22 protein-coding genes are annotated in these 26,940 nt (G+C 40.1%); 3 read left to right on the top strand and 19 right to left on the bottom strand.

Going from position 1 to position 26,940, the window contains the following annotated elements; translation table 11 throughout:
* From SST62_RS0104675 to SST62_RS0104625, 11 genes are all read right to left on the bottom strand, one after another.
* Nucleotides 1-916 (bottom strand): IS30 family transposase (locus SST62_RS0104675; protein WP_029186484.1); only part of this gene is annotated, 916 nt, incomplete at its 3' end.
* Nucleotides 917-1,260: 344 nt separating this feature from the next.
* Complete coding sequence (locus SST62_RS0104670) at nucleotides 1,261-4,200, bottom strand: glycoside hydrolase family 98 domain-containing protein (protein ID WP_029186483.1); 2,940 nt, start codon at nucleotides 4,198-4,200, stop codon at nucleotides 1,261-1,263.
* Nucleotides 4,201-4,342: 142 nt separating this feature from the next.
* Complete coding sequence (locus SST62_RS0104665) at nucleotides 4,343-5,236, bottom strand: ROK family protein (RefSeq protein WP_029186482.1); 894 nt, start codon at nucleotides 5,234-5,236, stop codon at nucleotides 4,343-4,345.
* A 1-nt stretch (nucleotide 5,237) separates the two neighbouring features.
* The gene (locus SST62_RS0104660) at nucleotides 5,238-7,115 is read right to left on the bottom strand and encodes an alpha-N-acetylgalactosaminidase (RefSeq protein ID WP_029186481.1); all 1,878 of its coding nucleotides are present in this window, start codon (nucleotides 7,113-7,115) and stop codon (nucleotides 5,238-5,240) included.
* Nucleotides 7,105-8,439 (bottom strand): alpha-L-fucosidase, encoded by a 1,335-nt coding sequence (locus SST62_RS0104655; RefSeq protein WP_029186480.1) that lies wholly within the window; start codon nucleotides 8,437-8,439, stop codon nucleotides 7,105-7,107. Before SST62_RS0104655 ends, SST62_RS0104660 begins: the two co-directional genes overlap by 11 nt.
* A complete protein-coding gene (locus SST62_RS0104650) occupies nucleotides 8,436-9,275 on the bottom strand; it encodes a carbohydrate ABC transporter permease (RefSeq protein WP_024377507.1) in 840 nt (279 codons plus the stop codon). The genes SST62_RS0104655 and SST62_RS0104650 overlap by 4 nt, the downstream gene beginning before the upstream one ends.
* A 10-nt stretch (nucleotides 9,276-9,285) precedes the next feature.
* Entirely contained in the window at nucleotides 9,286-10,206 is a 921-nt protein-coding gene (locus SST62_RS0104645) for a carbohydrate ABC transporter permease (RefSeq protein WP_024377508.1), read from the bottom strand.
* Between the two features lie 197 nt (nucleotides 10,207-10,403).
* Nucleotides 10,404-11,702 (bottom strand): ABC transporter substrate-binding protein, encoded by a 1,299-nt coding sequence (locus tag SST62_RS0104640; RefSeq protein WP_029186479.1) that lies wholly within the window; start codon nucleotides 11,700-11,702, stop codon nucleotides 10,404-10,406.
* A 16-nt stretch (nucleotides 11,703-11,718) separates the two neighbouring features.
* Nucleotides 11,719-12,363: an L-fuculose-phosphate aldolase gene (locus tag SST62_RS0104635; protein ID WP_032499335.1), complete on the bottom strand. Its 645-nt coding sequence runs from the start codon at nucleotides 12,361-12,363 to the stop codon at nucleotides 11,719-11,721.
* A gap of 14 nt (nucleotides 12,364-12,377) precedes the next feature.
* Nucleotides 12,378-14,165, bottom strand: coding sequence for an L-fucose isomerase (locus SST62_RS0104630; protein WP_029186477.1), 1,788 nt, complete (start codon nucleotides 14,163-14,165; stop codon nucleotides 12,378-12,380).
* A complete protein-coding gene (locus SST62_RS0104625) occupies nucleotides 14,149-15,576 on the bottom strand; it encodes a rhamnulokinase (protein ID WP_029186476.1) in 1,428 nt (475 codons plus the stop codon). The genes SST62_RS0104630 and SST62_RS0104625 overlap by 17 nt, the downstream gene beginning before the upstream one ends.
* Nucleotides 15,577-15,751: 175 nt before the next feature.
* Here SST62_RS0104625 and SST62_RS0104620 point away from each other — a divergent pair, with 175 nt between their 5' ends.
* From SST62_RS0104620 to dusB, 3 genes are read left to right on the top strand one after another with little or no spacing between them, the layout of a single operon-like run.
* Nucleotides 15,752-16,522: a DeoR/GlpR family DNA-binding transcription regulator gene (locus SST62_RS0104620; protein WP_029186475.1), complete on the top strand. Its 771-nt coding sequence runs from the start codon at nucleotides 15,752-15,754 to the stop codon at nucleotides 16,520-16,522.
* A gap of 56 nt (nucleotides 16,523-16,578) precedes the next feature.
* Entirely contained in the window at nucleotides 16,579-17,445 is an 867-nt protein-coding gene (gene hslO, locus SST62_RS0104615; RefSeq protein WP_029186474.1) for an Hsp33 family molecular chaperone HslO, read from the top strand.
* Nucleotides 17,438-18,442, top strand: coding sequence for a tRNA dihydrouridine synthase DusB (gene dusB, locus SST62_RS0104610; RefSeq protein WP_029186473.1), 1,005 nt, complete (start codon nucleotides 17,438-17,440; stop codon nucleotides 18,440-18,442). The genes hslO and dusB overlap by 8 nt, the downstream gene beginning before the upstream one ends.
* Nucleotides 18,443-18,539: 97 nt before the next feature.
* On the opposite strand, the gene SST62_RS0104605 is transcribed toward dusB, so the two are convergent.
* The 8 genes from SST62_RS0104605 to SST62_RS1000000112785 form a co-directional block, all read right to left on the bottom strand.
* Nucleotides 18,540-19,034 (bottom strand): adenylyltransferase/cytidyltransferase family protein, encoded by a 495-nt coding sequence (locus SST62_RS0104605; protein WP_029186472.1) that lies wholly within the window; start codon nucleotides 19,032-19,034, stop codon nucleotides 18,540-18,542.
* A 48-nt stretch (nucleotides 19,035-19,082) separates the two neighbouring features.
* The gene (locus tag SST62_RS0104600) at nucleotides 19,083-19,835 is read right to left on the bottom strand and encodes an Fn3-like domain-containing protein (protein ID WP_079267429.1); all 753 of its coding nucleotides are present in this window, start codon (nucleotides 19,833-19,835) and stop codon (nucleotides 19,083-19,085) included.
* On the bottom strand, nucleotides 19,817-20,668 hold the full coding sequence (locus SST62_RS0104595) for a class C sortase (protein WP_029186470.1): 852 nt from the start codon (nucleotides 20,666-20,668) through the stop codon (nucleotides 19,817-19,819). The genes SST62_RS0104600 and SST62_RS0104595 overlap by 19 nt, the downstream gene beginning before the upstream one ends.
* Nucleotides 20,665-21,528 (bottom strand): class C sortase, encoded by an 864-nt coding sequence (locus tag SST62_RS0104590; RefSeq protein WP_029186469.1) that lies wholly within the window; start codon nucleotides 21,526-21,528, stop codon nucleotides 20,665-20,667. The genes SST62_RS0104595 and SST62_RS0104590 overlap by 4 nt, the downstream gene beginning before the upstream one ends.
* Nucleotides 21,506-22,417, bottom strand: coding sequence for a class C sortase (locus SST62_RS0104585; protein ID WP_029186468.1), 912 nt, complete (start codon nucleotides 22,415-22,417; stop codon nucleotides 21,506-21,508). Before SST62_RS0104585 ends, SST62_RS0104590 begins: the two co-directional genes overlap by 23 nt.
* Before the next feature lie 430 nt (nucleotides 22,418-22,847).
* On the bottom strand, nucleotides 22,848-23,702 hold the full coding sequence (locus tag SST62_RS0104575; RefSeq protein ID WP_029186467.1) for an MSCRAMM family protein: 855 nt from the start codon (nucleotides 23,700-23,702) through the stop codon (nucleotides 22,848-22,850).
* A 24-nt stretch (nucleotides 23,703-23,726) separates the two neighbouring features.
* The gene (locus SST62_RS1000000112065) at nucleotides 23,727-25,736 is read right to left on the bottom strand and encodes a pilin N-terminal domain-containing protein (protein WP_079267428.1); all 2,010 of its coding nucleotides are present in this window, start codon (nucleotides 25,734-25,736) and stop codon (nucleotides 23,727-23,729) included.
* 177 nt (nucleotides 25,737-25,913) lie between these two features.
* Nucleotides 25,914-26,940 (bottom strand): MSCRAMM family protein (locus SST62_RS1000000112785; RefSeq protein WP_029942589.1); only part of this gene is annotated, 1,027 nt, incomplete at its 5' end.

The raw sequence follows: 26,940 nt of genomic DNA, 5'->3' as shown, positions 1-26,940 counted from the left end.
CCAAGCATTTTTTAGGGTAGTTGTTAATCCAATTTTCGATAAAAGCTACTTCTTTCGGAGTCGTTTTCTTGGTTCCTTTAGGTAACCATCTCCGAATTAATCGATTATGATTTTCATTTGAACCTCTCTCCCATGAAGAGTAAGCATGTGCGTAGTAGATATGTTCCTCAGGAAATACCTCAGACAATCGTTTGAACTCCGAACCATTATCTGCAGTAATGGACAGAATACGATGCTCCCCTAAAAGTAACGTAAGCGCCTGATTGACAGATTCAGCAGTTTTATTTGGAATTAACCTTATAATTTGGTGTCTGCTCCGCCGGTCGGTTAAGACTAAAAGGCAATGATTTTTCGCTCTGGTTAGTAGAACTGTATCAATTTCATAATGACCGTTTTCCAATCGAAGATTGATGACCTCTGGTCGCTCTTCGATTGATTTACCAGCTGGCTTAAAGTTCGGACTAGCTTGCTTCTTGCCACCTTTCCCTTTTCTAGGATAAAGCATGTCCGATTTCTTCAATCCTAAATGACCATTATGAAACCAATAGTAGATGGTTGAAATACCTACTTTCACTTGCTTCTTCTTCACCATCATTTCAGGCGAAAACTTTTGCTTATGATAGTGTAAGATCTTCTCTTTCATTTCTTTCGTTAAGATTATCTTTTTAACCGACCGTTTTCGATTGGAATGGTAAACAGTTTGTGCATAATCAGCAGAATAAACTTTTTTGTAGACCCCTTTTCGCACTTGTTGTAAGGTTGTCCCACGCTTGATTTCATTATGAATCGTTTGAGGCGCCTTTCCTAACAAGCCTGCAATTTCACGATTTGACTTATTTTCAAGTTTCCACCGCTCAATCAAGCGACGGTTATCTATTGTCAAATGTTTCCCTTTTGGTTTATAATACTTTTGCATCTCTATGCCTTTCCTTGTGTTTGTGGTGAACAACAAGTATAGCACAGAGGTGTTTTCTTATACCTTACATCAGATTTCATTTGACACCAGGCACCCTTGAAGCTGTTTTTTCAGCTAAACCAAGGCTATGATTAGCCTTGGGCAACTAGCCTAACAGCTTCAAGCCTGTTATCAAATGAAATCATCAACTTACTCAAACATAGTGAAACATCTAATTCTTGACTAAGGTAAGGTGGCTAACTTCATTATAGAACTTTCGGTTTTACTTCTTTATAAAAAAAGAGCAAAATTTCATGATTTACATCTTGAAATTTTGCTCAATTTTTATTAATTAACTATTGTATTTAATAGTTAATATTCAAATCAACATAACCATTTGATACGATTCTAATCGTCGCAGTTTTTGATTCAGAATTGTATTCTACACTTGGAGTTACAAAATTTGAATCACTAGAATTCAGTATCTCAACAGTTGGTTGTTTACTTACATTCTTCAATACATATACTGTCTCACGCTGCTCGGAGCTTGGAGTATTATGGATATAAGTATTAAATACCCAATTTATAGCATCAGATTTTGATAGTTGAGGTAATGCTCTAGCTTGTGTTGAATTTGAAGCACCTTCCCATAATGAATCTTTATTGATTCGGAAGTTATTTTGTTTGATATTTAATCCTGTTGCAATATTCTCTACAATCGTGAACGAGTGAGATTTCAAAGTTACATCAAACTCTTTACCACTAAGTTCGAATGAACCAGTCTGGTCATTGTCGCGATTATACTCATAATTATAGATAAATGCTCTATTGTCAATCTCATCACCAAAAATGTTTCCAGTATACTCTTCTGGATATAGGCCGTTTAATAAATTTCTTCTGTTAGCCGCCGAAGACATACTGCCGTCATTTAGACTGACAACCTGAATATGGTCAGGTAATTTTGAATTCAATACTTCTGAAGAAATACTAGATGGTACAGCAGGGATTACACCATATCGACCAGTTGTATATAGTGGACTTTGGTGTGTTGCTGTATTGACATCAACATAGAAATGACCATCTCGTTTAGATGAGAAATTTCCATTTATCAAAATTTTTGTAGCAGCGAGTACATCTTCTTTAGAAGGTGCAGGATTATTTATTACATATTTGAAGAAGTTTTCAATTACAGTTGAATATAATGGTGATTCTTCATTTCTTACACCATAGGTATAGGCAGGATGCTCAAAATTATATACCGATCCACCATTTAAATAGATATTAATAGCCTCTGCTCCTAACATGGCTTCTGGTTGAGTTAACCATTGTCTATTCCCTTGTGTTTTTCCAATTCCAGAGCTTTCAAACAACTTCCATTTTCCTGTTTCATACCATTTCCAAGTGTCCATCAATCCACCCCACTGGTATGCATAGTCAGCAAGCCATAGACCTGTCATGTAACTTACAGTTGGAGCGTCATTACCTTCATGTGCAGGGGTATTCTTGAACATGAAAATAAAGTTTTGCCAATATTTTTCGACTGTCTCTTTAAAGATCGGTCTTCCCTGAGTTCCTAAAGCTTTTTCAATGGAGGCACCATTGTTTTGCTCAGACCAAATGAAATATCCTCCGTGTCTTGCTGACAATTTTAAATACTCAGCTGCATTACTTTCAACATTTCCAGCCCAGACCCAATAATTTTCTGTTGAAAAGATTCCTTGAAGACAAGAATACTTTTCATACATTCTATCAATCCATTCCATCGTAATCCAATGTGCAGCAGTATAATGTGATTGGTTGCCTGCTGTGTATACAGTTAAGATAACTGGAATAGGTTCATTTTGACCGGTGGTTGGATTCACATAGTTTTGAGCTTGTTCGAGAATTTTCTCATAAAAATCCTGAGCTACTCCTGCTCTATGTGGTAAATCATCTGGGTGAACTTGAATTACTGTATAAGGCTTTAATTCTGGATCAATATTTTCCCATTTACCAACTAAAGTATCCTCTCCCCAGAATGAATAATTTCCTTTACTATATTCTGAACCATTAGCATATAATGGCATCATAAGTAATGGACTTGTGTTAGAAATTTCTCTACGTTTAGGTGCAGGCTCAAAGTCATTGGGATTACGGAATTGTCCACTTGCTACAAAGTAAGCACCTGCTAAAACTAACTCATCGCCCCAGGTTTGTTGACCAGAATAACTATTTAAACGAATAGAACGAGCACCTTCTGGAATTTCAACATCAACTTTAATTGCTGGAGTATCATAATTAAAACCATCTGGATATTCGTTCAAAGTCGAGTAAATTACAGTACCATCAACTTCAATTTCAAATTTTTCTATATTAGCATACCTATTATCTGCATGACCAGCACTCCTATCTAATCCTACAAATGTGGTAAACCGTGATACTCCTGCTCCAGAAATATCATATTGTATTGTCGATGGTCCAGCAGCGATTGTACCTAGTCCTTTTTCAAACTCCTTAATTGATCCATCAGACATTTTTAAAGAAATTTTCTGATTACTTCCATTATTCCCTAGCGTAAATGGTTTATTTTTTTGAACAGTTTTTGAAGCTGTGGCATCACCGTGACTAGCACTTCGCCAATCTAAGTCTGAAAGATAAACAGAATTCTCTCTAACAGGTAGTTCATTTGGAGAAGTTTGATCTACAACATCTACTGCATCATCTTGAATTTCCGAACTATCGGGAATTTCAAAAGTTGGATTACCTAACACAACTTCATCACCCCATGTATATTCTCCTGAGTAACTCTTAAATTCAATTATTTGTGCATTAGATGGAATATCTAATTCAAGCCAAATCGCTGATGTATCGTATTTAATCCCATCTGGATAATTGTCAATTGATGTATAAATTACAGCCCCATCTACAAGCACTTCAAATTTACTAATTTTGGAATATCTATTATCCGTAGGAACAGCTGTCCTATCAATTCCTACAAAGGATTTAAATTTCGTTGCTCCTAGGTTAGAAATGTCATAGCTAATTGTAGAAGGATTTGCTGCAACAGTTCCGATTCCTTTCTCAAATTCTCTAATTGAGCCATCTTCCATTTTTAATGAAATTTTATTCTCACGGTTTTCATTCCCTGCAGTAAATGGTTTATTCTTTTGAACAGTTTTGGATGAAGTAGCATCACCGTGAGTTGCGGTAGTCCAATTTAAATCAGATAATGAAACCTCAGATGCAAACACATGATTTTGAAACAAGAATGCTGAAGCCAATGTTGCAATCGTTAAAAGTGTAAATTTTCTCTTGTTATTTTTCACTTGTTTTACCTCTTATTCTTGATAAAAGAGAACTTTTGCTTCCCAACATTTCCTAGTCCATTTTTTCTGATATTGGAAAACAAACCAAACTATAAAATTGAAAGTACTATGAACTATCTATTTTCATCATATTTCTTCTCTATTATTGGACTAGGAATGCAGAACCAATTATTCCGTTATTTCCATTATCTATTTTTGAGATGATAATATTATTCAAAATATGTTTTTGTTCATGATGTAAAGATAATCCCAAAACGGTCTTTATATCTTCAATAAAATCTGGGTTATTTTGTGCAACACTACCACCCAAAACGATTATTTTAGGATCCAGTAAACAAATCATATTATGAATCGCTTGGACCATGCCATCTCTCGCATTAGCGATAATAGCTGATGCTGTAATATCTCCTTTACGCCAATTATCAAACACTGCCTTGGTTGACAAATCTTCACCATACATTTGCTTCCCTTGGCGTTCAATGGCTGGTCCTGAGCAGGAGATTTCTAGACCACTTGTTCTTCCGAAACTCCGAACTGGCATAAAACCGATTTCGCCCGCAAAGCCAGAGCCTCTTAGAATTGTGTTATTTATGATATTGGTAGCAGCGATACCTGTAGAGATAGTGATATATCCAAACATATCATCTGCTTCTAATGAAAGCATTCGATACTCTGCATAGGCCGCTACTTTCACATCATTGTCAATTTTAATTGGAATATTTCCAAATTCTTTTTGAAGTCGCTTCACAATAGGAAAATTCGCCCATGGAATGTTGTTTTGAAAAACTGCAACTCCATTTTCAACATCAACTTTTCCCGGCAAGCCAACTCCAATCCCTGCAACATCCTCAATATTCAGTTGCTGACTGTTTAGTAGTTCTCGAATAGCTGTACACACACATTGAAATAAGGTTTCTGATGATTCTTTATTGCTTGGCACTTTTAAACCATAAGCCACATGACCTGTACCATCTACCAGTCCCACAGCAACTTTTGTACCACCAATATCTACACCTAAAGCATATTTAACTGCCATATTACCCTCCTAGTTTCTCTGCAATCAGAATTGTATATGGAGCTAGTTCATACTCTGTTTCTGACAGGACTGTATAGTCACCTTTAACCAATTGATAGTCGGAAAGATTGATATTATCTAACTGAATAGTGGTTGAATGGTTAGCTGGGTTCCGAAGCGAGAGAATTTCTTTCCCTGCTTCTTCATCAATACATCTGTAACCATAAATTTCAAACTCTGACGGTTTCCCGCCAATCATTTGACTGTGTTTTAGAGTTGAGTAATTATTCTCTATCCACTTGACAGCGCGAGCATTGGCCTTCCAACGTTCCTGATCAAACATTGTATAGGAATAGTGGAATTCCCAAAAAGCATTTCCACGAGTGGAAATAAACAGGAGATAATCTTCAAACTCTTCTACACTGGCATACATTTGATGGTCCATGTACCAGGTATGAGCCGTACTCGCATAGACAGGCTCATGGTTATAGAGACTCCAGAGAGGCAATTGAATATCCCGTTTAGTTAAAAATTCTTCATATTGGCAATCACGGTAGGTAATCATCCGTTGAATATCATTCCCAGCATTTTCTGTAAAGCCAACATCCTGCGAAATTTGTATCCAAAGGCTGTTGACCCATTGTAAGAACCATGGGCTTGGATTGACATAGGAAGTCAAGTTCAACCAGCAATCTCTATCTCCTCGCTCTGCCCTTAAATCTTTTAAGAGGTCAATCAAGAATTCATAGACAGGAGTCATAGTGTGCATGGCAAACTCGCCACTAGGGTCTGGTTTGTCTGGCCTCAGCAACCAACCATCGATTTTCCAATAGCTGATATCATATTTTTTCTGGTAATCCAACATTTTTTGCTTCATGCCTTCCAAATAATTGAAGTCACCAATATTGACATCATTTGACAAGGCATTCTTGCTACCGAATTCTGGATGTGCCTCCAACCAGTCACTCATGATAACTTCTGTACCGTTATAGCCTCCACGTGGTCCAATCCAAAGACCAAGACTTGCACCTAAATTATTTACGAGAGCTTTTACCTTTGTTAATCCATTAGGGAACTTTTCATTAAACTCCCAAACACTTTGGTAATCACACCAGCCATCATCAACGACATAGGCATCCAACTTCACACCATTGTCTTCAAAGCCATGTGAAATCTCTTCAAAACTCTTTACAATAATCCCTTCATCAATGGCAGTCATATGGTCATACCAAGAATTATATTGTTTTCTGAAGTAACTTGGCTGAGCAATTCCACTAATGTAAGTAAAGAAATCCTGTTGAATGCTTGCTTTCTCAAATCCAGAAGCCGCACCAATAACAACTGGCCAGATTTTTTTAGGCTCTTTAATTTCGTGACCGACATAGTAGCGAGAAAAATAGGTTTGATCTACCAGTCTATTTTCCCCCATTGGAAACTCCATACCAAAGAAGAAGGACTTGGCATAAATTGGTTGTCCCAACTCTACATAATAGCCAGAAAATCCAGCCATTTCCTTAATATCTTCTTGCTGTTTCGGAATATATACCTGCTCTAAGTTTGCAAAACCAAACTGCTCCACATCAATGTAGTTAATTGTTTTAGAAGACGACAGAATAGTAACCTCTTTAGCAAGTACATCTTCACGTTTTGAATAAAAAATGGTTAACTGGATTTCTGAATGATAGAAACTCACCAAAAGACTTTCATTGGTTTGTTCGACCACATGAGCTGTAAAATCCTCAGAGCTGAGCTGGCTTTCATCACAAAAAGAAACAACGAATTCCGTATTTTTTTCATTTCCAATAGGTTCATCAAGCTTTTTATTCAAGATATGGGAAGTATAAAACTTCCCATCTTCTAATTTAAAATAGCGTGCTATCTGTTTATTTTCAATCTTCACTATCATCACCTACTAATTCAATCTTAATCACACTATCTACGCTGTCTGGCAAAGGATAAGTAAAGTGAGGAATGTCGCCGTACTGGGCAAAACAAATCCCTTCGTAAGCATTAGTTGTCCAGCTCTTAGAAATCTTCACTTCACTACCATCATGAAGGAAACTCATCCTTTTGACTTTGCTTTCATCGATACCAATCAAGGCAAGTGGACCAATTGGCTGTTCAAAGACATGGGCATAAACCGTATTCCCTTTTTGAGTATAGTAGCCCCATTCTGGCTTAGGTAATGAACTAACGCCACAACCATAGATAGATTCACCATTCTTATCCAGCCATTTTCCAAAATCATTTAGAATTTCCAGACTCTCTTGGTTGATAATTCCTAGTGCATCTGGACCTACATTCAGAATCATATTCCCATTTTTACTTACACACTCAACCAACTTACGAATAAGTGTCCTGGACGATTTGTAGAGATGATCCGTAGGATTGTAGGCCCAGTTATTATTCATTGTTAAGCAAAGCTCCCAAGGAATTGGCTCTCCATGTATATTTCGAATTCCCTCATGCGGAACAATCTGCTCTGGACTGACAAAGTCTCCAGAATAAAGATTGATATTATCCGTTACAATACTGCCAAATCCTTCTCCTGATGTTTCTAAACGATTGTCAACAACTACATCTGGTTGATGCTTACGTACAAGCTTAATCAAATCTGTTGCACGCCACTTCTCACCGAACATTTCTCCATAAGAGTAGTCAAACCATAGAATATCCAGTTTGCCATACTTGGTTACAATTTCTTCTACTTGATTGTGTAAGAAAGTCAAATAGTTATCAAAGTCAATCTTCTCACCTTTGAAGGCTTCATTCTCACGCATGGGATGAATCATATCGCCATATTTCGGATAATCTGGATGATACCAGTCAATCAGACTGAAGTATAGACCTACTTTTAATCCTTCTTCTCGTACCGCTTCAACAAACTCAGCCACCAAGTCCTTTCCAATTGGTGTGTTTGTAGCCTTGTAGTCAGTATAGGCTGTGTCAAACAAGCAAAATCCATCATGGTGCTTGGCAGTCAAGACCATGTATTTCATACCTGCCGCCTTTGCCGCTTTTGCCCACTCTCTCGGATTGTATTTTACAGGATTAAACGTCTCAAAATATGGTTGATAGTCTTCAATGGATAGTTGCTGGTGGCTACGAATCCATTCCCCTTTTCCAGGGATAGAATAAAGCCCCCAGTGAATGAACATACCAAAGCGGTCTCTTCGGAACCATTCTGTCCGTTTGTTAATTTCTTGTAAACTATTTCTTGTCATCCTTTAACTGCTCCTCCTCCAAGGGCTTCAATAAAGTATTTACTTGCAAAAGCAAAGAGTAAAATTGGTGGTAAGATAATCACAACGATAGCTGAGAAAAGACCATTATAATTGGTATTAAAGCTAGTAGTGAACTGTCCAAGTAAGGCTGGAACCGTCAACTCATCTTTATTGATAATCAGCATAGAAGCCCAGTAATACTCATTCCAGTTGTTAATAAAGGCTAAAATTGCTGCCGTTAAAATGCCAGGTCTAGCAATTGGTAGCATAACTTTCCAAAACGTCTGAGCATAGCTTGCTCCATCAATCTCAGCTGCTTCTTCTAATTCTTTAGGGATGATTGCAAAGTAGTTTTTTATAATAAAGAAACTCATAGCAATACCGCTGCAAGAGTAGACAAAAATCAGAGCTACTGGTGTATTATAAATACCCAGAACATTTACCAAGCGATAGACTGGAAATGTCATTGCTGTAGCAGGGATAAAAAGAGTTGAGTACAACATGGCAGTTATCAACTTTTTACCGCGGAATTCCATTCGAGCTATGACATAAGAAGACATGGAAATCATGATGATGCTGATAATAACGGAAATTGAAACCACTTTAAAACTGTTCCAAAAATAATCCAATACATGCAGTTCTGTAAACACCTTGATATAACCGTCAAAGCTTAAATCTGTCGGTAAACTAATACCTGGATTTTTCATAGGATCTGCTTTTAAGGAAGACAGGAAAATCCATAAAATTGGAAACACTGAAATCAAACAAGTAATAGCCATATAGATGTAAATTATTAATTTTCCCGTTTTGGAAAGGCCATTTAAACGATTGTCCATACGCTTTATCTCACTTTCTACGCTTACCTTCTTTGAAGATCAGATTGATACACAAGATGATTAACATCCCACCAAGAATCTGAATAACACCTATGGTATTCGCTCTGGCGTATTGTGTACGAGAACTGGATACTGCCAACTCCCTAATGATAAAACTAATACTTTTAGTTCCAGCCGCACCATTTGTAAGGAAAAATACTTCGTTATACAAAAGGAAACCTGAAGTTGCGGCCATAATCGATACCGTTTTTAATGTTTCTTTTATCATTGGAATGGTGATATACCACTCTCTTCTCCAACCTGTGATATTATCTAAAATAGCTGCTTCATGAATTTCTTGTGGAATGGCGAAAATTTGACCCAATATCATTATTGTTGATGTCCCTGCAAAGAAAATATAAGCACAGGTCATTGCAATGATATTTAAACCAGGTGTCAATAAGATGGCATCCGAAAATTCAGGGTTGAAGAAGCGGATAACTTGGTTAACGACTCCATAATTTGGATTGTAGATCTGAAGAAAAATCAAACCCATTGCCGCACTTGAAATAATACTAGGTATGATGTAAAGATTTCGAGATATTTTCCAACCAGCCAATTTTTTTGATAAAGCAATCGCTACCGATAAAGCTAATGGAACTTGAACGACTACACCTATAATTGCCCATGTAATTGAATTTTTCAATGCTTCCAAAAAGAAAGGATACTCACTAAAAATATACTTATAATTGGCAAAGAGATTGCCAAAACCTAGAAATTCTGGGCTGGTTAAATTCGTGTAATCCCACTTAGTAAAGGAGGTTGCAAAAATAGTTACCACCGAATAAAAGTAGAAGAGAAAGAAACAAACTAAGGTCGGAAGTAAGAATAGAAAAATAAATCGTTGTTTCTGTGCCTTCCTATTTTGTAAGGTCATGGTTTTCTTTGCCATAAAATACTCACTTTCTAAAAAAGGGAGCAGGAAAGAACTCAGTACAGTAAAATGGAGTTCGTCTTCCTGCCCCCGCACAGTTGATTAGGTCAGATTTGGAGTGTGGAGCACGAACAAATCTGCCAATCAACCACTGCGCTGAGATGTTGACTTTAATCTTGAAAGGTGGTTCTATACATGAGAACAGCCCTGATATATTAGCCGATAAGGGCTTTCAAGATGTCTTGTGTTTCTTTTACTTTCTGATCAATATCTACACCATCAGCTGCACTTTCAGTCAATGCGTTGATAATAGCAGTACGAACGTCACCACCCCAAACTGATACAACAGTCGGAACAGTTACATCTGCATTGTTTGCCATTGACGTTGCTTCACCTAAGAGTTTTACAGTAGCGTCATCAGATCCGCTTGCAATTTCTGCAGTATCGATTGCTTGGCTGGCTGGGTTAGCTCCAACTTTTTCAAAAATGGTTGTTTGAACTTCATCGCTAGTCATATATTTTACAAATTCCAAAGCAAGTTTTTCTTCTTCTTCAGAGAGATTGCTTGAAATTGTAATACCACCACCAGCTGAACTAATTGCAACATTGCCAGCATACAAACCTGGTTTCAAAGCTGCATTATCTTTCAAACCACCTGCTGCCCAAACTCCGTTAAAGAATACTGCTGATTTATTTTCTGTAAAATCAGTAGAATAAACATTAGCATCACCGCCAGCATTAGCTGAACCATTAGCTTGAACTTCTGTCATAACTAATTTAAGGGCTTCAGCAAATTCTTTTGAATCAATTCCTTCAGACGTTAGAGGACCTTCTAACAGTTTACGACCTGCTTCAGATGAGCCAAGTACTGTGTTAAAGAGACGAATTGCTGGCTCCCCTGCACCAAAGGCATAGACACCTTGTTTTCGAACCAAGGCCATAGCTTCCGTAAAATCACTCCACTTGGTCCATTGGTCAGGTGTTTTAGCTCCAGCCTTGGAGAAAATATCTGCATTATACCATAGACCCAAGGTCAACAATTGGTCATGGACTGTATAGATTTTTCCATTCACATCATTTTGTGTATAGTTTAGACCAACATTTTTTTTCAAACCGTTTTCATCGATGTATGGTTTCAAATCTAGAACCAAACTTTGTTCAATCGCTGCCAAGGAAACATCGTTACCAGCTAAGTCAATCATATCTGGAAATTCACCACTTGCAACCTTGTTGTTCATGATGTCTGTCAAACTTCCGTTCACAGGAGTTGGTTTGAACTCAACGTCCCCAGTTGCGTGTTTTTTAGCAAATTCATCATAAAGGTCACGCATGACTTTGGCTGCTGGCCATTCTTCTTCACTATGGTGATAACCATGATAGAATTCTAGAACAGTATCATCACCTCCTGAAGCTTTTTCAGTACTTGAACTAGTTCCTGACGACGACCCACATGCAGCAAGAATGACTGACGCAAACAAACACAATGCACCGCATTTCAACAAACTTTTTTTCATTTTAGGTTCCTCCGTATTATTTCCTTTGTCCATAAGTTTTAAATTTTTCAGCCATCAATTCCATTTCTTCATCTGGGAGGATGACTGGTTCTCCCATGCTTTTGGCAACACAATAAATTTTTGAACAGTATTCAACCTCCTCAATGATATTGAAGGCATTTAGTAAGTCCTGAGCACCCGCTAAGATACCGTGGTTGGCAAGAAAGACTGCACGTCTGTCTTTCATCGCCTCAGCAGCATTTTCAGCCAATTCTTTAGTCCCATATGTGGCATAATCTGCTACTCGGACATCCTTTCCTGCTACAGCAATCATATAGTGGCTAGCTGGCAAGGGTTCTCTTAACACTGCCAAAACGGTTCCGTAAGTTGTATGGGCATGAATGACTGCATCAAGGTCTTCTCGTTTCTGGTACTGAATCAAGTGCATATACCACTCGCTAGAAGGAAGTTTTTCACCTTCGACTACCTGTCCTTCCAAGTCCATGATGACAATATCTTCTTCCTTGATTTCAAAGAAATCAATTCCAGATGGAGTGATTGCCATTAGACCTTTTTCACGGTTAAATACGCTCAGATTCCCACCAGTACCCTTGGTTAAGCCTTCAGTAACTAACTTTCTGCCGTACTTTATAAGTTCCTTTCTTTCTTTTCCCATGAACATAAAGTGTTCTCCTTCTATTTACTATATAGCGGTCCTAAAACCTCACACATCTTGAAATCTGCCGCTTCCAAATCCTTAGTACCGACACCATCAAAAATGCTTGGACGGAAAATTCGTTCCCTTGGAATATTGTGGAGGGCTACAGGAATTCGCAACATACTTGCCAAAGTGATAACTTCCGCACCAATGTGTCCATGAACAAAGGCTCCGTGGTTAGACCCCCAATGATTCATGACATCATAGACCGTTTCAAAACCAGGTTCTCCAAGATTCGGAGCAAACCAAGTTGTTGGCCATGTTTTATCTGTCCGCTCATCCAAGATACGATGCACTTCATCATCCAATGGACAAGTGTAGCCTTCGGCAATCTGTAAACTTGGACCAACACCCTTGACTAGATTGACACGAATCAAGGTCACAGGCAACTCTCCTTGAGTTTTGAAGTGAGAAGAATAACCGCCACCACGGAAATATTCATAGTTAGCTCGACACCAGTCTGTCGCTTCCAGACAAGCTTTGACATCCTCCTCCGTCATATTCCAAAATTCTTTCATGGTTGGCTGACCAGCTTCATCTCGTGCCGCGGCACTTCCATCAAGGGCTGAAGCACCTGAGTTGATCAGGTGAAGAATGCCATCTTTTGCACGACCTGTTAGTTCTTGACCAGTCACTCGTTTGACCGCCTCCGGGCTCCAATAAGTTCGAACGTCAGAGAAGATTGGAGCCTTGTTGGTTAGGAGGGTTCCAAATAGCATGGCGGTCGCATTTAACGTATCATTTTCTGTTGCAAAGGCAGTGACAGGTCGTGGTCCATTCCAGTCAAAGGTAGAAGCCATGATTGCTTCAGCGAAATCTCCGTTTGGCAACCAGTCAGTCCATTGCCGTTGACCTTGGAAACCACCTGAAATAGCATTTCTACCACGAGCTTCCTCTTCCCAACCAATCTCTGCCAATCGAGGATTTCCAAAGAGAATGTCTCGAATAATCAAGGTTTGCTTAGCAATAAATTCCCAATCCTTGTCAGCTGGAATCACCTTGGACTTGGTAATCACTTCTGGGAATTCCTTGCCTGCATTGATGTCAACACCCTCTTTACAATATTCTTTGATCCAAGCAAGGGCCTTTTCATATTCTTCTTTATCGTAGATTTCCAACTCCATACGGCGAAGGATTTCTGTCATATCCACAAATTCGACCAACATTCCCAGATAGTCTTCAAAGAAGGAAGTAGTAACCTGAGAACCTGCAATCCCCATTGAAGAAGCTCCAATGTTGACATAGGACTTGCCTTTCATCTGACCAGCAGCGATCGCCCCCTTGGCAAATAGCAAGATTTTTTCAGCTACATCAGCAGGAATACTATTGTCATCCAAGTCCTGAACATCATGACCATAAATCTTGAATGCTGGGTAACCCTTTTGAGCATAGCCACTCATAGCTGCGGCTAGGTAAACTGCACCAGGCCGCTCTGTCCCATTAAAGCCCCAAATAGCCTTAATCGTATGTGGATCCATATCCATGGTTTCTGTCCCATAGCACCAACTTGGTGTGACAGATAAGGTAGCAACTACGTTGTCACGAGCAAACTCATCGTAGACAATACCTGCATCGCCCTGACCACCAATGGTTCGACTGGCCAGCAAACACTGAACAGGTGTTCCATCTGCATAACGTAAATTGGACTCAATCAAATCCTTAGCAGCTAGGGCCATCTGCATGGTTTTTTCTTCCAAGGATTCCCTTACACCGCCCTGTCGACCGTCAATGGTTGGACGGATTCCAATTTTAGGATATAGTGTCATTTTCTTCCTCCTCTTTTGGGTAGAAATAGTTAAATGTTATAGACTCTTTTACAAGTTTCTTGGCTTCTTTCATATCTTTAACACATCCAAGAGCCTTAAATTGAACGAGTGCATTACCAATTGAAGTTGCTTCATACAGACCAGTAACCACAGTCTTTCCTGTCACATCTGCTACTAATTGTGAGAAATAGTTCGACTTAGAACCTCCGCCCAATAGATAGAGTTTTTCAAAAGAATAACCTAACAGATCTTCCAGTTCAGAAATCACTTGTTTGTACTTCTCCGCCAAACCATAATAAGCTATTTTGAAATAGTGAGCTGGACTGGATGGAAGAACTTGGTTAGTTCTCTGTGCATAGGCGGTAATTTTTTCTATCATATTGCCTGCACTAACAAATTCTGGATTTTCTGTATCAATCCTAGCGACATCTTCTTGGCAATTTTCAATCATTTCCGTAATCATTTGGAACGAGTATTCTTGTCCTTGCTCCTTAAACTGTCTTCTTAATTCTTCAAAAATCCACAAACCTGTACAGTTCTTCAAGAATGTTATACTATCATCTATTCCAAATTCATTCGTAAATTCTTTGTCGTAACTCTCCTTACTAATCAGAGGGGAACTTAAAACAGTCCCTATTAAAGACCATGTCCCTGATGAAATATAGAGTACCCTCTCCTCATCGTCTGGAATGGATGCGATTGCACTTGCTGTATCATGTTGGCAGACATTGATGACTTTGGAAGCACGGAGCCCCCATTTTTCTTGTATCCTTCCAAGAATATTTCCGGGTTTAACCAAGGATGGAAATAGATTGTCAGCTATTTCAAAACTAGCTAATAACTCTTTATTCCATTCTCTGGTATAAGGGTTGAGTAGCTGCATTGTAGAAGCAATGGTTTTCTCAATGGCTATTTGTCCTGTAAGCATATAGTTCAGATAGTCAGACACCATCACTAATCTATCTGCCTTATAGTACTGATCAGGTTGTCTGTTCTTTAAACGAATCAACTGGAATAGTGTGTTGATTTCCATGATTTGGTTACCTGTTTTATAGTAGAGCTCCTCTAAGGAGGAGTAGCTCCCTATTTCTTCTAGTACTCCATTGGTCCGACTGTCACGATAATGAACTGGCTGAGCTATCAATTCTCCCTGACTATCTAATAAAGCAAAATCCACACCCCAAGTATCTATACCTACCGATTGCAGGTCACTTTTCTCTTGGGCTAGCTTAATAGCATGGACAATATGTTCCATTAATTGATGGCTGTTCCAGCAGAGATTCCCTCTTTCTTTGATTGGAATATTTTCAAATCTGCTCAATTCCTCTGCCTTCAGTAATCCGTCCTCTATCCAGTAAAGGACTCCCCTGCCCGAGGTAGCTCCTAGATCAATTGCTAAAACAGATTCCATAGGTCTTCCTCCTAGAATGTTATCGCTTACATTTTTTATTATAGATTCTTGAACACTTCATTTCAATACTTGAACAGAAAGTTGGAAAATGGTCATTTTTTCAAAAATATATTGAAATATTGTTCAAAAATATTGGTTTTTTATGTATAATAAAACAAAAAAGGAGGTTTTCCCCATGAGCAAAGAACAACGAATCCAAGACATCAAGGCCATTTTACAAGTTAAAAAACGTATAGGGGTAAAAGAATTAGAGAAGTCGACCTATTCCAGTGTATCAACTCTACGCCGTGATCTAATTTTCCTTGAGCAGCAAGGCTTCCTCAAGCGACAACATGGCGAGGTCATCTTAAATTCCTTCAACACGATTGAACTATCTCACACTATTCGAGAATCAGAAAATAGACTGGCTAAAAAAATGATTGCGGATATGGCAAAAGATTTTATTGGCCCAGGCATGTGTATCTACCTGGATTCTAGTACCACTGTTTACGAACTCTGTAACTTCCTCACAAAAATTGATAATTTAATTATTTTTACAAATGGACTGAACACTGCTCAACGTTTGTCAGAATTTGCTAATCCAACAATGAAAATCTTCATTACTGGTGGAGAAATTAAACATCACTCTGCGTCAGTTGTGAACCATGCGATCGAAAATACCTTGTTAGACCACTTCAATGTTGACTTGGCATTTTGCTCCGCACGAGGTATTGATAAAGAATTTGTCTATGAAGCATCGTTTAGTCAAGCCTTAGCCAAAAAAAGCGTCATTGATCGAGCAAAAGAGACCATCCTTCTCATAGATAGTTCCAAATTTCACCAGACAGGATTCTTCAAAATCAACAACCTTTCACAGTACAAGGCTATTATTTCCGACCAACTCCCAGATGAGCTTATGCTGGAAGAAGCTGAGAAATCTGGCGTTGAGTGGTTATCTTATAAATAACCTTCTCAAAACCTCTCCCTTTCCCCATTTTCCCGACTTGTGCTATAATAATCCTTATGGATAAAATTATTAAAACACTATCAAAAAGCGGGCATTTCCGTGCCTTTGTGCTAGATAGCACAGAAACCGTAAAAACGGCTCAAGAAAAACACGACACTATGGCGTCATCCACCGTTGCTCTGGGTCGCACCCTCATTGCCAATCAGATCTTGGCTGCCAATGAAAAAGGTGATACTAAGATCACTCTGAAAATCTTAGCTAGCGGTGCTGTTGGGGCTATCATCTCCGTTGCTAATACCAAAGGTCAGGTCAAGGGCTACATTCAAAATCCAGACTTGGACTACAAAAGGACAGCGACTGGCGAAGTCATCGTTGGGCCTCTTGTGGGCAACGGGCAATTCCTGGTTATCACAGACTACGGAACAGGTCACCCCTACAATTCCATGACACCTTTGATTTCTGGTGAAATCGGTGAAGACTTTGCCTACTTCCTAACAGACAGCCAGCAGACACCTTCTGCGGTGGGACTGAACGTATTATTAGACGAAGAAGACAAGGTCAAGGTTGCTGGCGGATTCTTACTGCAAGTTCTTCCCGGTGCGACTGAGGCTGAAATTGCCCGTTTCGAGAAACGCATCCAGGAAATGCCTGCCATTTCGAGCTTGCTGGCTTCTGAAAACCACATAGAAGCTCTGCTATCCGCCATTTATGGCGACGACGACTTCAAACGCCTGTCAGAAGAGGAAATCGGCTTTGTCTGCGACTGCTCTAAAGACCGCTTCCTCGATGCTCTAGCCAGCCTGCCAAAAGCGGACCTGCAAGAGATGAAAGACGAGGACAAAGGCGTAGACATCACCTGTCAATTCTGCCAGACCCATTACCACTTTGACGAAAACGATTTGGAGGAACTCATCAATGGCTAATCTCAACACCCCTTTTATGATTGGTGATGTGGAAATCCCCAATCGCTGCGTGCTAGCCCCAATGGCTGGCGTGACCAACTCAGCCTTCCGCACCATTGCCAAAGAAATGGGCGCAGGTCTGGTCGTTATGGAAATGATTTCTGAAAAAGGCCTTCTCTACAACAACGAGAAGACCCTCCACATGCTCCATATCGACGACAACGAATACCCTATGTCTATCCAGCTTTTCGGCGGTGATGCCGAAGGACTAAAACGAGCTGCCGACTTCATCCAAACCAACACCAAGGCTAATATCGTAGATATTAACATGGGCTGCCCTGTCAACAAGGTTGTTAAAAATGAGGCCGGTGCCAAGTGGCTCAAGGACCCCGACAAGATTTACCACATCATCAAGGAAGTGACCTCGGTCCTCGATATTCCCTTGACTGTTAAGATGCGGACAGGTTGGAACAATACCGACCTGGCGGTCGAAAATGCCTTGGCCGCAGAAAGTGCCGGTGTGTCTGCCCTGGCCATGCACGGACGGACCCGCGAGCAGATGTACACAGGAACCGTTGACCTGGAAACCCTCACCAAGGTAGCTGGCAGCCTGACCAAGATTCCCTTCATCGCAAACGGTGACATCCGTAATGTAGAAGATGCCCGCCAGCGAATCGAGGAAGTCGGAGCTGATGCCGTCATGGTCGGACGAACTGCTATGGGCAATCCTTATATCTTCAATCAAATCAACCACTATCTTGAAACAGGAGAAGTCCTGCCCGACCTCTCCTTTGAAGATAAACTTGATGTCGCCTTCGATCACTTGACCCGATTGACTAATCTCAAAGGCGAGTCAGTTGCCGTCCGTGAATTCCGTGGTCTTGCCCCTCACTACCTCCGTGGTTCAGCAGGTGCTGCCAAGATCCGCGGAGCCGTTGCCAAGGCAGAAACCATTGAGCAGGTACAAGAACTCTTTGATCAAGCCAGAGAAGCCTATCAAGAACGGATTGCTAAATAAGAAAACCAGAGTAGTTAGACATTCGTTAAAACGAAACATAAAAAAAACGCATAAACCAAGGTTGTAACCTGATTTTATGCGTTTTTTTCTATACTGATTACATATCTTCCCCATCTTCAAAAAAGCCAACAAAGGCAGGGGCAATAGAGTCTCGATACTTCTCTGGACTCTCGCGAATGAGGGTCGCTGAAATACCAAATTTTCTAGGACTATAATGAGCTTGATAGCCTCGACTTTGCAGTTCCTGAGCGTATTCTTCCTCAGACACATAGAAGACTGGTACTTGATGTTCAGACAAATCCAATAAACCAAGCAAGCGGTCTAACCAAAGGTCCCAACCATCTGGATAGGGAGGCAAGTCCGTTTCATCCAAGGCATGAACTCTGACCAAATCATCTTCCTTAAACTGCTCTTGTGCAAATTGAAATCGTTTGATCAAATCTAAACCAATCAAATCCCCACGGTCCTTGTCATATCCTGACACCACAATACAAACCTGACCACAGGCCAACTTTGCTCGCTCGATCAAATCCAAATGTCCCTTGTGCATGGGAGCAAAGGTTCCGAAAACAACAGCTATGGTTTGATTCATAGATTTCCTTTCTACTTGCTAAAGAGGCGAGCAAGCTCACCTCTCCAACTATTTCATCCGTTTTTCAAAACGGATGAACAATTCTGCATCTGGAAAATTAGGCACATGTTCCATTGGATGAGCGGGATAGAAAAATTCCACAATCTGAAAGCCACATTCTTTTGACCAGTCCCCAACAAAGCCAAAATAAGGTATGCTGATGTCAGGCTGCCCCTCCGTCAATGATTTGAAGTAAATATACCCGTCTGCAAACTGGTCTTTCGCTTCTCCTGCATCCAATCTCAGGCGAATAGTTTTCTTCTCTTTCGGACCCAGTTGAATGGATTGCTCAGAAAGATGAATACTCGAGCCCTTGATTTCTGTCGCATGAATCTCTTTAACTACTTCTCCAGAACGTCCTATCCTATCAATAGGAACATCTTGACTAGTCAATACTTTCCCAGCTGAAATAGCAAAGCTTCTTTGTTGGTTTCCTAGATTTTCCAAGGTTACCTCAAATTCTGTCTCACGCCCTATTTCTTTTAATTCCACCCCTCCTTTTAGACGGTGGTGAAGAATCACATCTGTTTCAAAGGCTCTATCAATCTGCAACAGACCAGCACCTTGTTGTCTCGGAGAATTTTCCAAAGCATGCCCAGATGAATCTAGAACATCAATCAAAGAGGTAGCAGTATTCATCAAAATGATTCTCAGCAAATCCATCCTAGTCATGCTTTCTGGTGGTGTCATTTGGCGAATCCGTGGCAATAAAAGTGCACTGACATCCGCTACAATCGACGATGCTATCGAAGCCCCTGACATGAAGCCTTAGTTAATAACCTAATAAAACAATACAAGATATACAGAAACAGAAGCCACCCCAGAACAGTTATGTAAAGCACACTACTAATTGAGCTATTTTCATACTGCTTTATCTCGTCTTTATTTTCTTGACCCGTTACTTCTTCTTTCACGACTTCACTTACATCAGGTTCTCGATAAGCATTTACCAACAAGCGATAGTCAAATGGAGGAACTAACGGATCACACGTCAACAGCGTCAACATATCTTGATTTTCAACAGGTAATAATTTTTGCCAATCGGTCGCCTTAATGACCTCCGCATTTTTGACCAAATACGTCAGTGTTGTCCCACCGATTTCAATAAAAATCTTATCTCCCTCTTTTAGTTCCGATAGTCGAAAGAATCTTAAATCAGTATACCAACTACGATGGCCTGCGATAACACTTCGACGACCGATTCCACCGACTGGCAAATCCGTTCCAATAACAGAAGCGACTCCATCATTTAAATGCTGGGCTGTGGCTCCGATATAAATCGGCTGGCGAATTTCAATACTTGGAACGCTCAGATAACCAATCACACCACCTTCCAAAGCGGGAACAACAACAGAATTACTATCCGAACTATTCTTTTCTGCAAAAGGGTCAATTGTTGGGATATCTCCGCTACTGATTTGTTCTTCATAAGTATCAATTGCCGCTTTTTGCTCTGACGAAAATGATGTCGAACGGCTTTGGTAAGACTGATAGTGTCGATAGGTCTGAAACTCATGCAAAGACATATTCGTCAGTAAGACTAACGGCAGTAATAAGCCAATCAGCATGAGAATGTAGCCAATTTTTTTCATCATTTCACTTTTACCTTCCGATTCTTCTTCCTACGGCGAAGATAGAGGATAGCAACAATCACTAGTATAATCAGTAAAGCTATTAAGTAGGATAGCGTTAGCATATCCAAAAAGAATACTGGTTTTTCCTCTTTGGCAACTTCAGGCTCGTAAGGAACACGGTGCCCACGTACCAACAAACGATGACTGTTGATCATATACGGTGTACAGGTCAATAAAGTAGCATAGTCTTTTCCAGCCTGTACCAAGACAGGATCGAAGTCACTCGGCTCAACAACTAAGATTTGATCCACCTCATAAGCTAGTGTTTCTGCGATGTTATGAATGTAAAACTGATCCCCGACTTTGAGACGATCGAGATTGGTAAACAGGGAAGCATTGGGCAAACCACGATGAGCTGTTATGACAGTGTGAGTACTTTCACCACCAACCGGCAATGACGACCCCTCTAAGTGTCCGGCCCCTTTTTGTAATACATATTCAGTTGTCCCAGCATAAATGGGAATCCGCTCATTGATTTTTGGAATTTCCACAAAACCAATTTTTTCCTTAACCTCAAGCATGCGCGCATATTCTGCAACTCCAGCTTTTTCTTCCTCTGTGTAGGGATCTTGTAGCTTGCGAGGGTCCAATGTCTGGTTATAGGCCCTAGCATGTTCCAATCTTTTTAAAACTTCCTCACTCGGTAACTGTTGGGCTTGTTCATAAAACGACTGAATTTCACGATCAGAATCATAGCGATAGTAAAACTGTGAAATCCAAGGATACAGTGTCACTATTAAACCAAAGAGAAATAGGAGTTTCAGGAGTATGGATTGTTTGGATTTCCCCTTTTTCGTTTTATGTTGTGAGCGTTTTATCATTCTCAAACTTCTCTACCTGCTTTTTCTTTTTCCGTCTTCTTGTAAATAAGATAATCAACAAAATAATCACCAACATTCCCAAAGCATACAGAAGATAACGGATAAGAATACGCTTCTCTGCATTTTCAGCTGCTTTAAGATGGTCTTCCGCAACGTAAGGAATACGATGACCACGAACCAATAAACGGTGTGTATTTACCATATAAGGTGTACAAGTTAATAACGTCGCATAATCCTGCCCAGGTTTTATCAAAAGTTCGTCAAACTGAGTTGGCTCAACAACCAATATTTGGTCTACTTTATAAGCTAACGTTTCTGCAATATTGTGAATATAGAAAGTATCGCCGATTTTTACCTTGGTTAAGTCCGTAAATAGGCGAGCTTTCGGCAAACCTGTATGAGCAGTTAAGACTGTATGCGTATCACTTCCCCCAACTGGTAAAGAAGTTCCTTCTAAGTGACCAACACCTTTTTGTAACACGGTTTCAGAGGTTCCTGCATAAATAGGTATTTTTACATCAATTTTTGGAATTTCAACATATCCCATTTTCTCATGCAATTCCAACATCCGTGCATACTCCGCCCGTCCAGCTTCATGACGTGATTTAGTATAAGGGTCTTCAGAGACCACATTATTCAAGCTTTCATTAAAAGCTCGAGCCAAATCCATCCGTTCTTGAACCTCTTTGGTCGTTAAGTTTTGTTTTTCTTGGTCGAAAGAAGTCGTTAGTTGATCAGCCTCGTACCGATAATAAAAATTGGAAATATGTGGATAGAGTAAAATCCCCAATCCGATTAAAAATATTAGATAAAACGGGAGGTTACTCTTCTTTTTTTTCTTTGTCACTTTATCTGACTTTTTTTGTATTTGATTCTTATTTTTTTTCATGGCTTTTCTACATTTTTTGTTATGATACCACTGCAAGCATCTTGCATCGTCTTTCCTTCAACTTTGTGAACACACATTGAATCTTCTAGAGTTTTTTCAGTCTATGCTCAACGAAAACCCAAACCGAAGACAAAGACTTGTTGATAAGTTCTTGACAACGGATACTGTTGATTTCGAGGAGTATAGTCCTTTAGTTCACTTTTAGTACTAGATAGCGAGTCGCAGGCATAACTGGAGTTAGACAAGGCGAGTTAACGAAGTAATAAAAGAAAAACTAAATGACGATATAAGACTGTTTCTCACCCTATATTATACCACAAACCCCCTCGCATAGTATGGGCAATGCCTCTCCTTTAAACCGAAAAAAATCCCATTGCCACAGATTCAACCTGACAATGAGATTTTTCCTTTGTTCTTAGTCTGTCAGGCACTATCGTTTCGTATAAGTAACCAAACGATAGCCTAGCAAGAAGAGAATAATGCCTAGCGATAAAACCGCTATGACCACCGCATTTCCGGTATATGGGATTTCAATACCGGGAGGTGTGACGGGTTTGTTCTTGATTTTAACAATTTCAGACACATGTGAATCCGAAGTAATTTCAAAAGGAATCGTATCTTGGGCTAGAATATAGCCTGCAGGAGCCTTGACCTCTTTCAGATAATAAGTACCATAGGGGAGCGGTCCTACTTTGAGGTGACCACCATTTTCCGAGGTCAGATGATAGGGTTTGCCGTCAATCATCACTTGCCTCAGTTGACCGTCCACCTCTTCCAAGACTTGGAAAACCGCTCCTGCCAAGGGGGCTGTACTGGTAGAAACCTTGAGAAAATTCCTATAACCCACTTTTTTCCCCGGTAGTCCAACCTTAGCCTGTATGGTCTGTAGGCGTCCGTCTACCTGGAGGACAAAGGGAATGACCTCAATGGTAGTTGCTGCCCCCTGCTGTCGAATGTAGTACCAGCCCTTTTTCAGACCAGAAAAACCTACAAATCCTTGAGGAGTCATGGGGTCGGAAAGCTGGGCTTGTCCATACAGCTGACTTAGATCCGCTCGACTCAGGGCATAGAGTTTCTCTGCCAGTTGCTCGGGAGTCTCTCGATCTCCCTCCGGCAGATACCAGGCTTCGAGACTCAAATCTAGCTTGCCCGCATCCACATGCTCTGGCAAGGAAATGCCGACCTGAATAGAATAGGTATCCTCTGCTTGAACCAAAAGAGAGGGCAGAGACAACGAACAGACCAGTGCAATTATGCAACAGACTAGCTGTTTAATAATCCTCATCAGACCCTCCTTTTCTATTCCTGATTATGCTTCTTCAGATTGGCGTTTTTTCATCGCGATGAATGCAAATACCATTGCACTCAAACCGACAACTGTGAAGACAAGGGTACCAATGCCACCAGTTTGTGGAATGGTAATCTTTTTGTTTTTCACTTGTTGGAAGTTAGCAGTCGTTACTTCTTCACCTTCACCCCAAGAACCTCGGCTAACTTGGAATGGAATCGTATCACTTGGTAATGCATATCCTTCTGGAGCCTTTGTTTCGACAAGTTCGTATTGACCTGCTTTAAGACCTTTAACTTCAAATTTACCATCTTTAGATGAAATGAATGTAAAGGCTTGATTTTTTTCTGCTACCCACTCCCACTGCATATTCAGTGCTTCATAGGCTGCATCGCGAAGAGCTTTTTTAGCTTCGGCTTGGCCATCATTTGCTTTCACAGATGCAAGATAATCTTGTTCTGCTTGATTATAATTCCGCAATGCTTCAGCTTGTGTAGTTGCTGATTTCAAAGCCAAATATTGATTTTGGTCATTTGTCACCACAAATTCTGCGCCAAGAAGTTTTTCACCACCGAAGTTGTCTTGATTATCCGTCTTGATGAAACGTTTTCCGTGAGTGATAACTTTTGGTTTATCTGGCACTAGCGGAGGTGGGTTGTCTGACGGGTTGTTGGTTACGGAAAGAATATGTTTCTTATCTTCTCCCACTTCTTTTGTATAGGATGGAATATGACCGTCAACAGGTTGTTCGACTACAATATATTCTTTGCCCTGCTTAAGACCTTCTGAATACTCCTTAAAAGTTTCTTCTGGACCCATTGTAAATGATCCGACTTTCACACCAGTATCCTTCTCGTATACGTTAAAGGTAATGGTTGTTTTATTTTGGCTATTTAACCAATTTTTAGTTACTCTGATTTTGTTTTCACCATTCGGTGTCACAGGTTCTGGTTCTGTATCAGTGAAGGTACGTGGACGGTTACCATAGTGGAATTTCACTTCGTTAGGGATTTCAACGTCAACCTTAGCTGAGTCGTTTAGGATACCTTCATATCGTAAAGTGATATTCACTTTATCTGTTTTAGCAGCATTTTCAATGGCTGTTAAACCAGCTGGTGTTACTGTTACAGTAAAGCCACGTTTAGTCTCAACGATGTTATAATGCGTACCTTTATCAAAAGCTGCTAAACTTTTTTCAGCTACAACTAATGAACCTTCAACAAAATCCAAACCTTCAACCATCAAGTCTTCCCAGACAATCGTCTTATAAGAAGAACCTTTTGGAATTTCAGTTGTGATTTTATATGGAATCTTTTCACCGATTTCAACATTTCTAGGTGATTGTTTAGCGTCAGCGAACTGCTTGGTCACTGTCGGTTTATCCTCTGTGTTCTTTGGATAAACGTGGAGTGGATTGTTCACATCAAAGTAACCTGTTCCTTCTGGACGAGTAACTGGTAGAACAAGACGGAAAGGAACTGCTTTTGCTTCTGTCAATTCACTACCTTTATCATTACCTTCTTGCTTGTTGTAGTAAGGTGATGCTACCTTATCTTCTACAAAGATATAAGTGCCATTTTCAAGAATAAATGTAGCACCTGAGCTATCTGCACCAGTAACTACACCTTCGGTACCGTATTTTTTATCTCCAGTATCTTCAAATAATTTATAGTTCTCTGCTGCACCTTCACCAGCGATGCCTAATTCAGTGCCAGTTTTGGTCACTCCAACTTCTGCTTGATCAACTTTCTTCCAAACTTTAAAGTTGACACCTTCGATTTCTTTAGCAGATTGACCAAAATAGTCTGTGAATGTATTTTGTTGAATTTGTGTACCATCATACTTGTGAGTTTGTTGCTTAGTATCATGATCGAAATTATTAAAATCTTCTTTACTCATCAAGACCTTATGCACCACAACCTTCGTTTGTTGCGTATCATCCGCATGTACTAAATGTCGAAGATTTCCCAATGGACCGAAAATCGTTAGAAGAACGGTCAAAAGGGAGAATACTTTTGTTAACTTTTTCACTATTTTCTCCTTTTCTTTTTTAATCTTTCAGTTTGCTTTTATTACTAGCACCAACTATCTGGGAGATAGTTGGTGGGTGGAAATCGAACGAACGCAGTTCGTGTCAAAATCTGCAGACTGTACTAAAGTACGTCAAAACCAGTTAACCAAGTAATAAAAGATAAAATGATATGTAGCCTATTTACGTATATGTTTCCAACGTTTTTCTTTTCCTAGCTCGACGGCAAGAGCCAGTAACATCATCACCCCCCCTAATGCAAGATATGGGATTGCGCCCATTCCACCTGCTTGCGGATATTCTCCTTTGCGGAGGTTTTTCACGATAATCAGGTGTGTATCCGTACCGTCCAGACTGACAAGGTCGCCTCCATCGTGGATGGTGATGGCTCCGTCTGTTCCGACATCGATACGGTATTCTTTTTGAATGAGTTGATAGCCGTCTGGGGCTATGGTTTCTTTGAGGATATAGTTTTTTCCTAAATCCAAATTCTCAAAGCTGACGTCATCTCCTGTCGTCGCCGTTTGCTTGACAATCGGGATAGCGTCTGCCTTGTTTGCTTCCTTCAACTCGAAGGTGGCTTCCAAGCGTTGAGTGCTATCTCTGTAATCACGTTTAGCGAGTTTGAAATAGCTGGTTTGTTTGGTATTCTTCATGGTGAAGAGTACAATATTGTTCCCATCTGCTCTTTCCGCTAGCGTCACCGTGTCGTCTCCATTATGCAGGAAGGTCGTGCCATCATGGTTTATCTGGAAGCGATATTTTTTGGTGTTTACTTGATAACCTGTCGGAGCAGTGGTCTCTTGTAAAATGTAGTAACCAAAGCTGAGCGGGGTTTCAAAGACACCGTTTGTGGTGACACCACTCGCTACCACTTCTTCCTCCACACCATTATTATCTGCATCTCGATAGATGGTAAACCGTGCGCCATCCAGTAGATGATTTTCATCACCGCTGTCGGTTTTTTGGAGTTTAAAGGTAAATTGTTTAAAGTTTTTTATGGTGAGTTCGATGGTATTGCCTTGAGAAGCGTCAACGCTGACCATATTGGTATCTGCGGTAATCAGTCTCAAGGTACCATTTGCTTGAATTTCAAACTTAATATCTTGTAATTCTGAGACTGGTCTATAACCACCGGTCGGAACGACTGTCTCTTTCAAGATATAGATGCCGACTGGCAAGTTTGAGAAGGTAATACTGTTATCA

Source organism: Streptococcus suis YS56 (assembly GCF_000440115.1).
Lineage (GTDB): Bacteria > Bacillota > Bacilli > Lactobacillales > Streptococcaceae > Streptococcus > Streptococcus suis_L.
Note: the sequence above shows the minus strand (reverse complement) of the source record. Positions and strands in the feature narration are given on the sequence as shown.

Excerpts from the sequence above, each read along its gene's own strand:
- SST62_RS0104665 (WP_029186482.1), bottom strand. The coding sequence starts at position 5,236 with ATGGCAGTTAAATATGCTTTAGGTGTAGATATTGGTGGTACAAAAGTT.
- SST62_RS0104655 (WP_029186480.1), bottom strand. The coding sequence starts at position 8,439 with ATGACAAGAAATAGTTTACAAGAAATTAACAAACGGACAGAATGGTTC.
- SST62_RS0104650 (WP_024377507.1), bottom strand. The coding sequence starts at position 9,275 with ATGGACAATCGTTTAAATGGCCTTTCCAAAACGGGAAAATTAATAATT.
- SST62_RS0104645 (WP_024377508.1), bottom strand. The coding sequence starts at position 10,206 with ATGGCAAAGAAAACCATGACCTTACAAAATAGGAAGGCACAGAAACAA.
- SST62_RS0104640 (WP_029186479.1), bottom strand. The coding sequence starts at position 11,702 with ATGAAAAAAAGTTTGTTGAAATGCGGTGCATTGTGTTTGTTTGCGTCA.
- SST62_RS0104635 (WP_032499335.1), bottom strand. The coding sequence starts at position 12,363 with ATGTTCATGGGAAAAGAAAGAAAGGAACTTATAAAGTACGGCAGAAAG.
- SST62_RS0104630 (WP_029186477.1), bottom strand. The coding sequence starts at position 14,165 with ATGACACTATATCCTAAAATTGGAATCCGTCCAACCATTGACGGTCGA.
- SST62_RS0104625 (WP_029186476.1), bottom strand. The coding sequence starts at position 15,576 with ATGGAATCTGTTTTAGCAATTGATCTAGGAGCTACCTCGGGCAGGGGA.
- SST62_RS0104620 (WP_029186475.1), top strand. The coding sequence starts at position 15,752 with ATGAGCAAAGAACAACGAATCCAAGACATCAAGGCCATTTTACAAGTT.
- hslO (WP_029186474.1), top strand. The coding sequence starts at position 16,579 with ATGGATAAAATTATTAAAACACTATCAAAAAGCGGGCATTTCCGTGCC.
- dusB (WP_029186473.1), top strand. The coding sequence starts at position 17,438 with ATGGCTAATCTCAACACCCCTTTTATGATTGGTGATGTGGAAATCCCC.
- SST62_RS0104605 (WP_029186472.1), bottom strand. The coding sequence starts at position 19,034 with ATGAATCAAACCATAGCTGTTGTTTTCGGAACCTTTGCTCCCATGCAC.
- SST62_RS0104600 (WP_079267429.1), bottom strand. The coding sequence starts at position 19,835 with ATGTCAGGGGCTTCGATAGCATCGTCGATTGTAGCGGATGTCAGTGCA.
- SST62_RS0104595 (WP_029186470.1), bottom strand. The coding sequence starts at position 20,668 with ATGATGAAAAAAATTGGCTACATTCTCATGCTGATTGGCTTATTACTG.
- SST62_RS0104590 (WP_029186469.1), bottom strand. The coding sequence starts at position 21,528 with ATGATAAAACGCTCACAACATAAAACGAAAAAGGGGAAATCCAAACAA.
- SST62_RS0104585 (WP_029186468.1), bottom strand. The coding sequence starts at position 22,417 with ATGAAAAAAAATAAGAATCAAATACAAAAAAAGTCAGATAAAGTGACA.
- SST62_RS0104575 (WP_029186467.1), bottom strand. The coding sequence starts at position 23,702 with ATGAGGATTATTAAACAGCTAGTCTGTTGCATAATTGCACTGGTCTGT.